Origin of the sequence: Desulfonatronum lacustre DSM 10312, from assembly GCF_000519265.1 — a bacterium.
Classification (GTDB): domain Bacteria; phylum Desulfobacterota; class Desulfovibrionia; order Desulfovibrionales; family Desulfonatronaceae; genus Desulfonatronum; species Desulfonatronum lacustre.
On the sequence record NZ_KI912608.1, the window covers coordinates 876265 to 891933 of the forward strand.

Here is a 15669-nt window from a genome sequence, read left to right on the forward strand (position 1 = left end):
AGTGTGCTCCTTGCGATATTTCAGACAGCCGAGGCAATGGCCGTGAAGCTGTCGACCTGCAAACTTGCGCCTCCTACCAGCACGCCGTTCACATTGTCAAGGTCCAGGATCGCTCCGGCGTTGTCCGGCTTGACGCTGCCGCCGTAGAGAATGCGGATTTCGTCGCCGCAACGAGGGAACAACTCCTGCAGGGTCTTGCGGACAAGATCGTGGGCCGCGACGATGTCCTCGGTCTGGGCCACCTTGCCCGTGCCGATGGCCCAGACCGGCTCGTAGGCGATGGTCAACCGGTCCGGAGTCACGCCGTCCTTGTCCACCTCGGCCAATCCCAGCCGGAGTTGCCCTTTGAGTACGTTTTCCACGCTGCCGTGGGTGCGCTGGTCCAGGGTTTCGCCGATGCACAAAATCATGTGCAACCCGGCTTGAAGGCCAAAGGCGGTCTTTTGGGCGATGAACCGGTCGGACTCTTTGAGCACGTGACGGCGTTCGGAGTGGCCGACCAGGGCATGGGTGCATCCGGCATCCACGAGCATGAAGGGCGCGATTTCCCCGGTAAAGGCGCCTTCGGAAGACGGATAAAAATTTTGTCCTCCCAGGAACAGTCGTTCTCGCCCGCGGATGGTTTCGGCCACGGCCTTCAGCGTGGTGAAGGGCGGCAGAAGCAGGATTTCGCGGTCCTCGGGCAAAACGTCCCGGAGGCCGGCGGCCAAGCCGGAGGCCAGCTCCACGGCCTGGGCCTCGGTTTTGTACATTTTCCAATTTCCGGCGATCAACATTTTTGGGGTCGTACTCATGCGGCGCACTCCTTCAGGGCTTTGAAGGCGGGGAGATCCTTGCCTTCCATGAATTCCAGAAACGCTCCGCCCCCGGTGGAGATGAAGCTGATCTTGTCCGCCAGGCCCGAGGCGTGGAGCATGGCGTCCGTATCACCGCCGCCGACGATGCTCACCGAGGCGGAATCGGCTATGGCCGTTGCCACGTGCATGGAGCCGGAAGCGAAGGCCGGGTTCTCGAACGCGCCCATGGGGCCGTTCCAAACCACGGTTCCGGCACCGGCCAGTACTTCCGCGAACAGCGCTTGCGTAGCCGGGCCGATGTCCAGGACCATTTTGTCCGCGGGAATGTTCTGGTACGGGCAAACCCCGTCGGCCCGTTCGGACTTGAGGCCGTCGGCATACACAAAGTCCACGGGGAGATAGAGCGCTGTTCCACGCTCCTTGGCTTTGGCCAGGACGGCCCGGGCCGTGTCCAGGAGATCGTCTTCCACCAGGGAGGAGCCCACGCCAAACCCTTGAGCCTTGATAAAGGTGTTGGCCATGGCCCCGCCGATGATCATCCGGTCCACCTTTTCCAGGAGATTGTCCAACAATTCGAGCTTGCCGGAGACCTTGGCCCCCCCCGACACGGCCACAAAGGGGCGCTTGGGATCAGCCAAAGCCCGGCCCAGATATTCCCATTCCTTTTGCATCAACAAACCCGCGCAGCAGACCGGAATCAACTTGGCCACGCCGACGTTGGAAGCGTGGGCCCGGTGGGCCGTCCCAAAGGCGTCGCTGACGAAAACGTCCCCCAGTTTGGCCAACTGGGCGCTGAAATCCGGATCGTTCTTGGTTTCTCCGGCATGGAAGCGCAGATTCTCCAACAACAGGACCTGACCCGGCTCAAGGGCCTTGGTCATGGCTTCCACCTCGGGACCGACGCAGTCCGGGGCCATGGCCACGTCCACTCCCAACAACTCGGAAAGACGTCGGGCAATGGGGCCCAGGCTCAGTTCGGGCACGACCTGACCCTTGGGGCGCCCCATGTGGGAACACAGCACCAGAGCAGCGCCGCGTTCCAGGGCCTGCTTCAACGTGGGCAGGCTGGCCCGGATGCGGGTGTCTTCCTTGATGGTGCCTTGATCCATGGGCACGTTGTAGTCCACGCGGATCAACAGGCGTTTATTCCGCACGTCAACGTCTTTTAAATAGGTAATGCTCATCGTTTTCCTCCTGGCTTGGGTGCTACAGGGCGGTTGTCATGCTGGCAGTCCGTTGAAAAATTCCCAATTGCCGCGTCGCTGCAAATATTTCAAACTCTCACGTATGAAGCAATACGCTTCGATCTTGAACTATTTTTGCTCCTTGCACTTGGGATTTTTGAACGAACTGCCGGAATAGGATAATTTCAATACTTGGGTAGATCGTACCTTACGACTTCGCTCATGCCGCGACGTATCGCGGATCGCACTGCATCAAAATGGCGTCTCTTACTCCCTCCGGGTGCCGGTAGTAACCCCGACGGCGTCCGATGGGCGTAAAACCGAGCGCCGTGTAGAGGTGTACGGCGGCAAGGTTGGTTTCGTCCACCTCCAGGTGGCAGGCATCGATTCCCAGGGCCGCGCCGTGTTCCAGGGCCGCGGCCGCCAGCGCCCGGCCCAGGCCGCGGCCCCGGAAGTCCTGACGAACGGCCATGTTCAAAATCTCCATCTCCGGAGGCAGGATTTGGCAGCTGATGTAGCCGATCAATGCGACCTCGACGCGAACCCCATGCACACGGCACGTGCCCTGGTCATAGCTGCTTTGGAATTGCTCCAGGGACCACGGCGCGGGGAAATGCGCGGCTTCCAACGCCGCGGCTTCCGGAAGTTCGTCGCGGGAGAGCAGAAAGACGCGGGACACGGCGGTCGGTTCGTTTTGGGAGGCGGGGATCAGCCGTCGGTTCGCCCCAGGGCCTCGACCATCTCCGCGTGGACCTTGGTGTTGCTGGCCAGGATGGAAGGGATATGCAGGTCGAACGCCGAACCGTCGATCCGGGTGACCAGTCCTCCGGCTTCGCGGACCAGCAGCCATCCCGCGGCCATGTCCCACGGCTTGAGGTTGATTTCATAGAAGGCGTCGAAACGGCCGCAAGCGACATAGGCCAGGTCGCTGGCCGCGGAGCCGGGCCGTCGAATCCCCTGCGTCAGGGTGAGCATGGTTTCCATCCACCCCAGAATCGGCGGCAGTTGCTCCCGGACGGAGTAGGGAAACCCCGTGGCGACCAGGGAGTTTTCCAGGTCCGGGACGGTGGATGCCTGGACCGGAACGTTGTTGAGATGGGTCCCTCGGCCCTTGGCGGCGTGGAACAGTTCGTGGAGCACGGGCAGATGGACCAGCCCAAGCTGAACGTCGCCCTTGTCCCACAGCGCCACGGAGATGGCCACGAAGGGAAAGCCGTGGGCGAAATTGGTGGTACCGTCCAGGGGGTCGATGATCCAGGTGGGACCGTTCAGTCTTTTTCCCAAGTCCTCGGCGGAGGCCGACTCCTCGGCCAGAAAACCGGCCTCGGGGAGCAGGGCGCCCAGACGTTCCTTGAGGAGTTTTTCAAGGGCCAGGTCCGCGGTGGTGACCAGGTCGATCCGACCCTTATGGCGGATTTCCCTGGGAGCGTGCCAGTACCGCATCAACAGGTCCCCGGCCTCGCGGACGATGTCGATGGTTTTGTGAAGAAGTGGTGCGTGGTCGGTCATCCGGCGAACATATGCGCAAACAGGGCTGATGCCAAGACGCTGAAAACGAATCGTCCCGCGTCGCTCATGCGACGCGGGACGATATTTCTGGAAATCCTGCTTGATTCCAACTTCGAAATCGTCGGGTTCCGGATTCGGAAACAGCGGCGCTTCCGGATGAAAACGTATTAATCGACCTTAAAGAACGCCTTTTTCGCGGCGTTGCAGACCGGACATTTCTCCGGAGTTTCGCCTTCAATCGTGTAGCCGCAGACGCTACAGACATGGATGTCGATTTCGGTCTGCTTTCCCAGATTCTGGAGGGCCTTTTCGTAGAGTCCGGCGTGAATCTTCTCCACTTCATTGGCGAAGTGAAAGCCGCGTTCCACGGCCTTTTGGCTTTCCTCCTGGGCATCGGCGATCATCTCCGGGTACATCTTCGTGAACTCATGGGTTTCCCCGCTGAGGGCCTCCTTCAGATTTTCCTCCGTGGTGCCGATGCCGCCCATCAGCTTGAGATGGGCGTGGGCGTGAACGGTTTCCGCCTCGGCAACGGCCCGGAACAAGCGGGCTACCTGGGGATGACCTTCCTTGTCGGCTTGCTTGGCGAAAGCCAGGTATTTCCGGTTGGCCTGGGATTCCCCGGCAAAGGCTTCCTTAAGGTTGTTCATGGTCTTGGACATTGTGGTTCCTCCTTGAGAAGGGTTGAGTGTGCGATGGTCCGTGACGACTGTAATCTGAATGCGGTGAGCGTCGTCGATCCAGTGTCTTTTTCATAGTCCAAGAACGGCCGCAATGGAACCAGTAATGGGGGGGGGCGAAATGGCAGTCAGAAGCAGAAATGTGCCGCCCTGGGCGGCGATCCCAGGGCAAAAGATTCCGGACTCGTAATTCAAAAGTTGAGTGCAACCGGAAGGTTGCACTCAACTTATTTTGAAAAGGTTCGCCGGGGCCTAGAATTGCACCGGGAACTGGGTGGATTTGTTGTCGGCTCGGGCGGTGACCGTGACCGGGTGGGTGCTCTTGAGGTGGATCTGCCCGATGCCGTGCCGGTTGGTGCGCACTTCGGGAACCGGGGCGGGGTTGCCTTGGTGATCCACGAATTGCCCGCCGCTGCTGTGGAATCGGACGGCGACGTTCTCCAGGGGAGTCTCTCTGGGACCGGGACCGGTGACCAGCACGCGGATGATTCTCGTATCCGCCGTGGGACCGACCTGGATGTCGAGCAGGCGGATGTTTTCCACGATGAAGACCTGGATGGATGCGGATATGGTCCCGCTGCCCACGTTGTCGTGCCAGTCCACGTCGTCTCGCTGGTGGGATGCCGAGGCCATGGCCGTCACCGTGGCGCTGGGATAGGGGCCAAGCAGCAGATAGATGTCCGCGATGCCGTTGGCATTGGTTTCAATGGACGGACCGTTGGGCGTATTAATGCATTCCATTACTGTTAAGTCTTCGGTGTCCACCTTCACCTCTTCGCACAACTGGCCCGCACTGGTGCTGAAGCTGACGAGAACGCCTCCCATCATCTGATTGTCCTTGTTCCGAACCGTGGCCCGGACAATCTTTGTGGCTATGGGCAGGTAATTCGATGAAAAGGATTCCATCCTTATTTCGCCCGGTCCCGGACCGTCTCCGCCACCACCGCACCCGGGCATCGACAACGCCACCACGATCATCGCAACAAGCCACCATACCCGTTTCATGCCATTCCTCCTTGGATTGTAATTGTGTGCCGGGTGATCTCGATATTGCAACATCTTGCCAATGGTTCTCGCATCAGCGCGACCATTTCAATGGTTGAATGACCGGCGTACCCGGATACGGACAAACCGCGCCCGGTCCTGTTCGCCATGTCTTTTCGCTCGTCATGGACGCACGGGGGAATCCGGTCCACGGCTGATCAGCGTTCCCTGGCCGGAAGCGGCGTGATGGGCCGGGTCTTCGACGTGCCTGCGCCCGAGAACGGCCAATTGGCGCTGATCCAGATCCTTTCCGACAACGACGCGGATGCGTGATTCGAAACGGTCCAGGGACGCTTCCTCCTTCAGGAGGTACTCCCCCGGAAACTGGCGGGACAGCAGTTTCGCGGCCGGGAGGTAACCGATTCCGTAGTGGATGATGGTGCGGGGATGGTCGAAATGGTCGGCGTTTTTTTTCCGGATCACCCGGAAGCCGTTTTTTTCCAGATACGAGCCGACATCGTGAGCAATACGGGTGACGCCGCTGCCGTTGAGCACTTCCACCGGAACGGCTTTCAGGAAATCATGTTGGTTCGTCTGCCGGTCCGGAGTGACAGGCATCCCGGACGATGCCTGTCCGGTGGAAAGTTGAAGCTCCGCGGCCGGGGCGGGGGAGGGCGTGGCGGTGGTTTGGGTTGCGGGATCGACCCGTGGTCCGGCCTGCTCGATCCGACGACGTATGGTGCGAGGTTCAGTCCGATTTCCGGACTTTGGTTCGACCCGTGGTTCGACCTGTGGATCGATGTGGGGGGCGCTCACGGTGTTGCCCGGCGGTCTCGGCATCAGCTTGCGGATCCAGTGGCGCGGCTCGGGCTCGAATTGGGCGGTTTCCGTCTGTTCAATTTCAGTTTGGTTGTCGAACAATGTCGTTGGGTCGACACGGGAAGCGGGGTGTTCCGCATGGGGGTCGCGCTGGAACTTGGCCAGGGCCTGGTCGAACAGGCCTTTCTGTGCATAGGCCATGCCCAGATTGTTCAGAAAGATCGTGTTGCTCTGGTCCAGGGTCACGGCTTTTTGGAAAGCCTCCACAGCCGCTGTGTAGTTGCCCTGGAGAAAGTAGGAGTATCCGAGGTTGTTGTAGATGTAGTCCTGATCCGGGTCCAGGCTCAAGGCCTGCTTGTACAGCGCCACGGCCTGTTCGTAGTTTTCCAGTTTGTCGCAGGATACGGCCATGGCGTTGAGGGCCTTGATGTGGTCGGGTTCCAGCAGGAGCACCTTGGCGAATTCATCCACGGCCAGTTTGTGCTGCCCGCGGGTTTGGAAATAGAGGCCCTGCCGAAAATGCATTTCCGGATTGCGGATGAACGGCCGGGCCGAGGCCACGAGGCGGCGCAGTTCCTGGTCGGACATGGTCGTACGGTGCTGCGTTCCCCAGGGTTGGGGCTCATGATTCCTCTCCCACAGGGCGCAACCCGACAATCCCACCGCGATACAGACAGGAATGCCAATTTGTTTCAAATGCTCCCGCAACCCGTTTCCCATAATTGACCCACCGTTTTTGAGTTTTGAACCGCTCGCTTCGATCACTGCTCCTTCCCCAAACCCAATCTGGCTCGTTTCAGATTTTCGCCGGCCATGACGTAGAATCCCGGTTCGTGTTCGATGGCTTTTTCGAAAGAGCGGATGGCGTCTTCGTAACGGTTCTTGTTCAGGTAGACGCTGCCCAGGTTGTTGTAGGCCTGGGATTCGGTGCCGCCCTTGCGGAAGGCTTCCAAGGCGGCCTGGTAATGTCCCAGGTTGGAGAGGGCCAGGCCCAGGTTGTTGTAGACCCGGCGGTCCTGGAAATTATGTTCCAGGGCCTTGTTGAAGGCGGCAACGGCCTTTTCGAAATTCCGGGACATGGTGAAGGAAACACCCAGGTTGTTGTACAGGGAGCCTTCGCCGGGCCGCAGGGTAATGGCCTTTTGGTGTTCGATCAGGGCCAGGGCGGTTTCGCCCCGGAGGTCGTGGATCATGCCCAGGTAGGCCCGGGATCGCCACAGGTCCGGGTTCAGACGCAGGGCCTGCTGCAGGCTGAGCAGGGCCTGGTCGAGGTTCCCGGCCTGGAAAGAGGCCCGCCCCATTCCTTCGTGGGCCAGTTCAAAATCGGGATTCTTGGCCAGAATTCGCTGGAATTCGCTGACAGCTTCCTGGTTGTGTTCCCCGTGAACAAAGACCAGACCCCGCTTGTACCTCGCGCTGAGATTGTCCGGGTTCTGTTCCAGGGCGCGGTCGAACTGGAACAGCGCCATCTGCAGGTTGTTGCCGGCCAGCAGGGCATCGCCCAACCGTTCGTGCTCCCGGCTGGTGATGGTCAATCCGTCATCCCGGACCAGAGATATCTGTTGCTTGGCCGTACAGGAAATCATTCCCACGCTGAGGAGCAGTATCGTTGTCCAGCATGTCGCAACCCCCATCATTCCAGCCTTGCGTTGTCTCATGATTCGATCCTTCGTCCAGCGTTGGCGAGGTCCGCCGGAATGGCCACGGTTGATTGATTATGAACGTGAATGATACTCAGTATTCCGCATTGTTGACGCCTGCCCCGGTAATAGCCCAAAAACTCCGGGCAACTCTTTTCATAATACCTAGAAACCCTGGGCAGACAGGCAAGATGCCTGTCCCGCTATAGAACAGATACCTGCCCCAGGTCGCCCGTGAAGGGCGGCCTAGGGATTTAGTGTCGGGTAGGTGTCGGGTCGGATGTTGCATCGTTGCGGTGCGCTACATCTGGATCAGTGTCCGATAAATCTGAATCATTCCAGGGCCAAGGATGACCACGAACAGTGCTGGAAAAATAAAGAGGATCATGGGGAACAGCATCTTGACCGGCAACTGGGCGGCCACGGTTTCGGCGCGTTGAAAACGCTGCGTGCGCATGCTGTCGGAGTAGACCTTCAAGGCCTGGCTGACGCTGGTGCCGAATTTGTCCGTTTGGATGAGCAGGGTCGTCAGATTGTGCATTTCGGAGAGATCCGTGCGCATGGCCAGGTTCTTCAAGGCGTCATGGCGCAGCATTCCGGCCCGAAGCTCCAATGAGTAGAGCATCAGTTCGTCGCTCAGTGTTTGGTTGTCGAGCCGGATTTCGTTGGCCACTCGTTGCATGCTGGCGTCCATGCCCATGCCCGCTTCAACCCCCACAACCAGCATGTCCAATGCGTCAGGAAAGCCGTCCAGGATGATTTGTTTGCGTTTGAGCGTCCTGTTGTAAAGGAGCAGGTCTGGCAGGTAATAACCGGTCAGGGCCGCTGCCGTGAGAGCCAGGATCATGACTGTCGGAGAGATGGTTATGTGGGGGGTGGAAAGCTTGAACAACAGAATACCCGAGGGCAGGAGCAGGGCCAGAAGGAACTTCGTGCCCCAGAAGACGGCAGGGGCCCCTTCGCTCCGGATTCCGGCCTTCAGAAATCGGACCCGCATCCGGGAATGTTCCGCGACGCTGTCCTTGGTGATTTTGCTTCCCAGCAGGCCGATGAGGTCGTAGACCATGCCTCCCTTGGAAGATGACTTCTGGTTTTTGCCCTGAACCGGTTCAGCCGTGGAAGCGGAGAGGGGAAAGCGGGCTCTTTCCAGGAGCGCTCGTTGTCGCGCGGCGTGCCGAGTGTGCTGAACAACGCCGAACAGCAGCAATACGAAGGAAAATGCAAGCATGCCCACGCCGGCAAGCAGCAAATGATCTCCTTGAATAGGCATTTTTGACTCCGAAAATGTCTAGACCTTGATTTTGACCATGTTCTTCATGACGATTGCCCCGAAAATCATCATGATCGAGGCTCCGCCAAGCAGGAACCAACCTATGGTTTCCTCAAACATGACGCTCATATAGTCGGGGTTCAAAAAGTAGATCACGATTCCGATAAAAAACGGCAGAATCAGGAGCACGTACATGGAAAGCACGGCCTCAGCCGCCAGGGCCTTGACTTTTCCGAACAGCTTGAATCGCTCCCGGATCAATGTAGCGATTTTGTCGATGATTTCGGCAAGATTGCCGCCGGTTTCCCGTTGGAGGATAACCGCTACCACGAAAAAGTTCAGATCCTTGCACTCCACACGCTCGGTCATTTTTCGCAGGGCCTCGGGAACGCCCACGCCGAAGTTGATTTCGTCCAGGGTGGTTTCAAACTCCGGTCCCAAGGGGTCCTCGAATTCTTCCGCCGCGAGCTGCATGCCCGTACTGAAGGCGTGGCCGGCCCGCAGGGACCGGGCAATCAGGTCCAGGGCCTCGGGCAGTTGCCGCATGAATTTGGCGGACCTTTTTTTCTTCTGCCTGGACAGATAGACAAAGGGCGACAAGCCGCCCGCCAATCCTGCGCCGAAAGCCGGAAGAGTCGAATATTTCAGGGAGACGAGCAAATAAAACGACATGAACAACAGCACGCTCAAGAGAATGAAGAATCCGGCGGAACGGCGGGCATTGGCCTGGAGGAGCAATCGATTCAGTTGATGGGCCGGGGAGAATCGCAACAGGATGGAATTGAAGGTCTTGATTTCGCTGAGAACTAATTTGCGTGTGATTTCAGAAACTTCTTGTCTTTCCTCTCGCAAGGCGATTCGTTTCAATTTGCGACGGATCGCAGCCCGGTCAGGATTTGTGATCATCTGATAGGAGTAGTACGCTGCTTGCAGCATAATCACCGTGACGATGAAAAGAATCGCAGCTATTGCGTAGATGTTCATACCCGCCTCCCCGCGCTGCCCGGTTCGTTGAACATTCCGATCGCAGCGTGATGCATACAGATTAACCTCTCAGGCTTGCTCGAAGGGTTGAGCGAACCTCGATGAAGAACTTTCAAGAATCTGTCATATCTCATGAATTTTATCCGGATTGAAAATTTTTTGATCTATTGGAATGCCGTATTGGGTGAACTTTTCCACAAACCTCGGCCTCACTCCGCTGAATCGGAAAAATCCCCTGATTTTTCCGTCGTTGTCGATGCTCTTGGTGGTGAAGGCGAATATTTCCTGGGTGGTGATGACGTTGCCTTCCATGCCGGTGATTTCCTGGATGCTGGTGACTTTTCGAGTGCCGTCGGTCAGGCGGGCGGTCTGGATGACCACCTGGATGGCGGAACTGATGAACCGACGCATGAAATCCGAAGAAATATCCAGGTTGGCCATGGAAACCATGCTTTCCAGACGCATCAGGGCGTCCCGGGGGGAGTTGGCGTGGATGGTGGTCAATGATCCGTCATGGCCGGTATTCATGGCCTGAAGCATGTCAAAAGCCTCCTGTCCCCGCACTTCGCCGACGATGATTCTGTCAGGCCGCATCCGCAGGCTGTTGCGCACGAGATCCCTGGCGGTCACTTCGCCCCTGCCTTCGATATTCGAGGGCCTTGTTTCCAGACGGACCACATGATCCTGCTTGAGCTGCAATTCCGCCGCGTCCTCAATGGTGATGACCCGTTCAGATACGGGCACGAATTGGGAGAGGACGTTCAACAGGGTGGTTTTTCCGCTGCCGGTGCCTCCGGAAATCAGGACATTCAAACGGGAACGGACGATTCCCTTCAGGATTTCACCTATTTCCGGAGTCATTGCCCGGAGCATTATCAAGTCTTCCAGCATCAGGGGATCGCGTCCGAATCTGCGGATGGAGAGAATTGGTCCGTCCAGGGCCAGGGGAGGGATGATCACGTTTACCCGGGAACCGTCGGCCAGTCGCGCATCCACCATGGGCGAGGATTCATCGATCCGCCGGCCCACGGAGGAGACGATCTTGTCGATGATTTTCATCAAATGTGAGTTATCCTTGAATGACGACTCGGACAGTTCAAGTTTCCCGAAGCGCTCCACGTAGATCTGGTTGTGAGTGTTGACCAGGATGTCGGCGATGGTGTCGTCCTTGAGATATGGTTCCAGCGGACCCAGCCCCAGGACTTCGTCTTCGATATCCTGGAAAAGTCGTTCTCTCTCGCTCAGGTTCAGGGGGACTTTTTTGAACCCGTTTTCGTCCATGATTCTGCCCAGCAAAGTCCGGATCTGGGATTTCAAAACACTGCGTTCCAAGGAATCCAGCAGCGTCAGGTCCACGAGATCCAATAGCCGCGAATGGATATTGCTTTTGAGCTGAAAATAGTCATCGCTCACTTTTCGTGCAGTCGGCGCTTCGACAACAGGACGGGAGGGCGGGCTGGGGGCTTCTTCGATTGTTTTCTTGCTGTTGAAAAACATGCGGACTTCTCCACTCAACCAGGTGTTTGCTCGCAATTTGATAACTGCTCAAAAAAACAGGCATTCTCCACCGGGCAGCCGTTACACATAATGCAACTTCTGCCTTATTCGGACGACATAGAAACACAGTAGTGGGACAGGCATCTTGCCTGTCTGCCCAGGGTTTTCAAAACAGCCACCACGATTTTTTCTTGGCCGCTTTGTCGCCCTCCGCGGGGGACAGGGATTCGGCCAATTGTTTAAAGCTTTTGGTGATCTCCTCTTTGGCCGCGAATTTGGCCAGGGGCTGGCCCTTGTTGATGGCCGATATCGTGGTGGCATAATCATTGGGGACGGTCCAAAACACCTTCTGGCCCAGGGAACGCTCCACGTCTTCCAGAGTGATGCTGGTTTTTTTCATGTATCTGTTCAGAATGATATGGATTTTGTTTTGCTCCGGGTATCCAAGGTCGCGAAAGGAGCGCAGCAGTTTGTTGGTGGTGGCCAGGCATGGCAGACTCTGAACGGAAACAAGGAAAAGCATGTCGGATTTTTCCATGAACTTCAGGGTATTGTCGTTCATCACCTGCCCCACGTCCACGATTATGAAATCGAACATCTGGATCAGAACGTCCAGCAGATGCTGGATGACTTCCGGTGTGGCAAGGTACTGGCTTTCCATGTATCCGGGAGAAGGCAGGACCTGGACTCCAGAGGGATCCACGGCCAGGATGTTTTTTAGGAACGTGGAATCCAGCCGGGAGATGTTCTTGATGATTTCACTCCAAGTGTAGGCGGGTTCGATTTCCATGAACAGCGGAATGTCGCCGAAGAGGTTCATGTCCAGCAAAACAACGGATGTCGGCTGCTTCTGATTCGCCAGGCTCACGGCCAGATTCACGGCGACGGTCGTGGTTCCTACTCCGCCTTTGCTGCCGGAAACGGTGATGATTCGCCCCCTGTTCTTCCGGCCGGCGTCGTCGACGCCCTTTCGACGGTCCATGAACCGTTCCAGAGCGGCCTGGATCTCTGCATCCTCCGCGTTGGGGCCGAAAAATTCCCTTGCTCCCGCCCGGATGGCCTTCAGCAGAATAGCCTGGTCCGGGTTGCCGGAAGCCAGGAATATTTCCCTGGCTGATCCATTCCCGGCAACCTGCTGCACCAGCTTGAAATCCGCATCCACATCCGGGCTCAATTCGAGAATCAGGAGGTCAGTGGGGCCGGTATCCGTTTCTTTTTGCAGTTCAAGCTGCTTAAAACGGCCGATAACATGCTCAAGCTGCTTTCTGAGACCATGATTCTGAATTCTCAATCTGATATGGGATGTTTCAGCCGACATTGCTCCTCCACTTCTGTTAAGGGGCCAGAATGTTTCCCGTCGCGTTACTGAATGAGCCGCAGTTTGATCTGTCTGGCCACTTCCTGGAAAATGGCCTCCAGGTCCGAGGAATTGGGCGTGTAGTAGGTGAAGGAGGGGCCGCTGGATATGGCTTCCAGAAAACCCTCGTCCACATTACCGAGACCGATGGCGTAGATCTTGATGTTTCGGTCCTTTAAGACCTGGATGTTATCCAGGGACTTGGTCCTGGCCACGTTGCAGATGTGCCGGGCCATTCGGGAAAAATAATTCGAGTCCGGCTGATTGTCGTCATACGGGCTGGACCATTTGGCGCATTGAGCCGCCGGGTAGGGGGAGGCATTGGGCCGGGGAATGGGCCGCTCTTCAAATATTTCCCATTTGGTGTTCAGATATCTGGTAAACGTTTGGTTCCACCACCATCCGCTCGTATAGCCGCAGCTTGTCAGGGGGGTTGCGGCGGTCCGCAATCCGTCGCCGGTGTCGCGGGGATCAATGCTCAGCCATGTCTCCACGCTGTGGTTTCCCAACTGAGTGTGTACCACGGGGGTTTCGTTCGGCCGGCAATTGCTGGTCACCACCCCCACGGCGTCATGGACGATGTTGTTGTGACGGAAGGTTCCCCGGAATGCCGTGGGGTTGCCGTCGGAAAAAAAGACCATGAACTGCTCCACCCGCTGGTCCCCGGGAATTCCGCTCTGATCCGCGAACTGCGCCCCGGAGCGGGTGACGGCGTCCTCGATGTTTGTTGCTCCCACGGCTTGTAGGTTGGTAATGGCCGTATTCATGGCCGTGACGTAATTGGTGCCCATGGGGCGGTTCACCGTCACGGAGGTGGCGAAGGAGACCAGTCCCATCCTGTCCGTGTCCTGGGTATCCTCGAAAAAGTCCACAAAGGATCTGGCCGCGGACTTCAGATTGGTCATCGGGGTTCCGCTCATGGAGCCCGAGCGGTCCAGAACCACCATGATTTCGACTTCCTTTTTCTGGGCCACGCCTTCACTGCTGATTGCCGTCACGTCCATGCCGAACAGCCGGGACAGGGTGGCCTGGGCCGAGACCTGTCCCACGACTCGAACCCTGTTAAAGGGCTCCCGCGTTCCGGTGAAGATGACGGCTTCCGAGCCGGATAGCGGCGTGCCGAGAAATCCCGGGGAAAAGTTCTCGTATCCGAAATCCTCGGCAATGACTTCCGGAGCCACATAGGGGTTGGAGATGTTGGCCGCCGCGGAAAGGGCCGCGGAGTCGGCGGCTTTGGACAGTTCCGAGCGGACCAGGTACCAGTAGCCGACTTCGTAGGCCAGGGCAGTGAATCCGAGCAGAACCATGAGCATGACCGCGAAGGTGACCAGCACCGCTCCCTGTTCGTTTGCGCCTTTTCTGTTCATCTGTACCTCCAGGGCTCCGACTCGGAGTGCAGTCAGATCTGCACGAACTGCAGAACGCTGCGGCTGCCGATGATCATTCCGCCGTCATCGGGAAACAGGTTCTCCCGGAGAAAATTGGGCAGCGGCGTCACCGGGCGAAAATGAAAAAAGACCTCCACCACCACCACTTCCGAGATGATCGAGGTGTTGTGCGTTTCATTGAATAGGAGATAGGTGTAGATGGTTTCGGTAAACCCCATGTTCAGACGGTTTTCATGGATGCTGCTGGAAGCGTTCAGGCTGCCGCGACTGCTTACGCTCGCTATCCGGGGAACCCGCAAATCCTCGGGAATCCCCGTGCCCGCCCGCACCCGGGTGATGAGGATTCTGCCTTCCCCGTGCAGGTCGAGAGGTTCGGCGGAAGCCTGGAGCATGTTCAGCAGCTGATCGCCGGATTTGAATCCGCGGGAGGCGATGCTTCCTCCTTCCCGGCTGACATTGGTCACGATGAGTCTGGCGTGGAAAAGCCTGCCGAAATCGATGACCACGAAGGCAAGCAAAGCCAGCAGGGGAAGGATCAGGGCGAACTCAATGAGCGCGACGCCTTGTTCTCCGTTTCGCGGCGTCCGATGACGACTTCGGCGGCATGCTTGCAAAAAGTTGCGGCCTTTCATGGCGATTCTCCAATGGCTCCGGTCTTCACGAGGCCTTCTCGGACCTAATCGAAAAACTCATTGCGATAGACCGCCTGGACTTGGACCCAGACTTTGTTGTCCGGGAAAAAGGCGCCGATGATCGGAGTCAGGAAGGAAAAATGATATCTGGTCCTAACGCGCATGTAGCTGCCCGGCTGGCCGGCGTCCTGGATGTCCTCCCAGTTTTCCGGGTCGCTGTAGTCCGGATTCACTTCAAAAATGCTGATGTTCAGGTTGTCGGGGTTCAAGGCCAGGGAAGCCTGCTCCCGGATGGTGATGATCATGGAATTGGTTCGATCCTGCAGCTCGTCCTCCCTCTCTATCCTGCCGCCCACGAGAGCCAGGCGCATGCCCTCCCTGGTGGCGTACTGCAGGGTATGCTGGGTGAAGAAGTACATGCCGAAGTCGATGACGGCGAACATCAGCAGCACGAACAGGGGCAAAATCAGCGCGAATTCCACTGCTGTCGCACCTTTTTGTCCGGGACGTCCGGTCTGGTTCATGGGGTTACCCTCACAGTGTGCCGCACGCACGGGCAAATCATCTCATCGCGCCGACCGGTCTAATTTTTCGGGGTGATGGTGAATACGGGGCTGACGCGATCTATGGGATCCACTTCCTTCTCGATGGAGAATGTTCTGCGGTATTTTTCTGTGGCCAGCCCGCCGGTCCGTCCGTCCATCCCTTCCACGGGTTCCCTGGTCAGGCCGGCGGTGGGATTCAGGGTCTGGTTGGAATTGGCGGATTGAACGGACCGGCCCCAATTATCCTGGAGGAAAGTCACCCTTTGGCTTTCCGGCAGATTTCCGGCACAACCCAGAATCATGATGGAAACAGCCGGCAGTATGGCCAGGCCAAGCATTGCGATTCTGCTCATCCCGCTCTCCTTCGCAGTGGTTTCGGTACA

The 15669-nt window shown here is 57.7% G+C and carries 16 protein-coding genes; all 16 read right to left on the minus strand.

The genetic code is table 11. From position 1 onward, the window contains the following. Nucleotides 1-20: 20 nt before the first annotated feature. The gene (tpiA, locus tag DESLA_RS0104130; protein ID WP_035261340.1) at nucleotides 21-794 is read right to left on the minus strand and encodes a triose-phosphate isomerase; all 774 of its coding nucleotides are present in this window, start codon (nucleotides 792-794) and stop codon (nucleotides 21-23) included. After that, nucleotides 791-1981: a phosphoglycerate kinase gene (locus tag DESLA_RS0104135; protein WP_028571489.1), complete on the minus strand. Its 1191-nt coding sequence runs from the start codon at nucleotides 1979-1981 to the stop codon at nucleotides 791-793. The genes tpiA and DESLA_RS0104135 overlap by 4 nt, the downstream gene beginning before the upstream one ends. Nucleotides 1982-2201: 220 nt before the next feature. Beyond that, nucleotides 2202-2660, minus strand: coding sequence for a ribosomal protein S18-alanine N-acetyltransferase (gene rimI / locus DESLA_RS0104145; protein ID WP_028571491.1), 459 nt, complete (start codon nucleotides 2658-2660; stop codon nucleotides 2202-2204). A gap of 29 nt (nucleotides 2661-2689) precedes the next feature. Further along, a complete protein-coding gene (locus DESLA_RS0104150) occupies nucleotides 2690-3490 on the minus strand; it encodes an inositol monophosphatase family protein (RefSeq protein ID WP_028571492.1) in 801 nt (266 codons plus the stop codon). Between the two features lie 167 nt (nucleotides 3491-3657). Further along, a complete protein-coding gene (locus DESLA_RS0104160; RefSeq protein ID WP_028571493.1) occupies nucleotides 3658-4152 on the minus strand; it encodes a rubrerythrin family protein in 495 nt (164 codons plus the stop codon). A 270-nt stretch (nucleotides 4153-4422) separates the two neighbouring features. Beyond that, nucleotides 4423-5175: a hypothetical protein gene (locus DESLA_RS0104165; RefSeq protein ID WP_156932858.1), complete on the minus strand. Its 753-nt coding sequence runs from the start codon at nucleotides 5173-5175 to the stop codon at nucleotides 4423-4425. A 162-nt stretch (nucleotides 5176-5337) separates the two neighbouring features. Then, complete coding sequence (locus DESLA_RS21470; protein WP_028571495.1) at nucleotides 5338-6561, minus strand: LytR C-terminal domain-containing protein; 1224 nt, start codon at nucleotides 6559-6561, stop codon at nucleotides 5338-5340. Nucleotides 6562-6734: 173 nt separating this feature from the next. Then, nucleotides 6735-7631, minus strand: coding sequence for a tetratricopeptide repeat protein (locus tag DESLA_RS18640; protein WP_084031873.1), 897 nt, complete (start codon nucleotides 7629-7631; stop codon nucleotides 6735-6737). A 283-nt stretch (nucleotides 7632-7914) separates the two neighbouring features. Further along, a complete protein-coding gene (locus DESLA_RS18645; protein WP_084031874.1) occupies nucleotides 7915-8883 on the minus strand; it encodes a type II secretion system F family protein in 969 nt (322 codons plus the stop codon). 18 nt (nucleotides 8884-8901) lie between these two features. Next, nucleotides 8902-9867 (minus strand): type II secretion system F family protein, encoded by a 966-nt coding sequence (locus tag DESLA_RS0104185; RefSeq protein ID WP_028571496.1) that lies wholly within the window; start codon nucleotides 9865-9867, stop codon nucleotides 8902-8904. A 123-nt stretch (nucleotides 9868-9990) separates the two neighbouring features. Next, entirely contained in the window at nucleotides 9991-11364 is a 1374-nt protein-coding gene (locus DESLA_RS0104190; protein WP_028571497.1) for a TadA family conjugal transfer-associated ATPase, read from the minus strand. Between the two features lie 166 nt (nucleotides 11365-11530). After that, a complete protein-coding gene (locus tag DESLA_RS18650; RefSeq protein ID WP_051434369.1) occupies nucleotides 11531-12682 on the minus strand; it encodes a CpaE/TadZ family protein in 1152 nt (383 codons plus the stop codon). A 44-nt stretch (nucleotides 12683-12726) separates the two neighbouring features. Further along, nucleotides 12727-14088, minus strand: coding sequence for a vWA domain-containing protein (locus tag DESLA_RS0104200; protein WP_028571498.1), 1362 nt, complete (start codon nucleotides 14086-14088; stop codon nucleotides 12727-12729). Between the two features lie 32 nt (nucleotides 14089-14120). Then, on the minus strand, nucleotides 14121-14741 hold the full coding sequence (locus tag DESLA_RS21475) for a TadE/TadG family type IV pilus assembly protein (protein ID WP_028571499.1): 621 nt from the start codon (nucleotides 14739-14741) through the stop codon (nucleotides 14121-14123). Between the two features lie 44 nt (nucleotides 14742-14785). After that, nucleotides 14786-15265, minus strand: coding sequence for a TadE/TadG family type IV pilus assembly protein (locus DESLA_RS21480; protein ID WP_084031875.1), 480 nt, complete (start codon nucleotides 15263-15265; stop codon nucleotides 14786-14788). Between the two features lie 59 nt (nucleotides 15266-15324). Continuing rightward, nucleotides 15325-15639: a hypothetical protein gene (locus tag DESLA_RS18665; RefSeq protein ID WP_035261343.1), complete on the minus strand. Its 315-nt coding sequence runs from the start codon at nucleotides 15637-15639 to the stop codon at nucleotides 15325-15327. Nucleotides 15640-15669 lie beyond the last annotated feature (30 nt).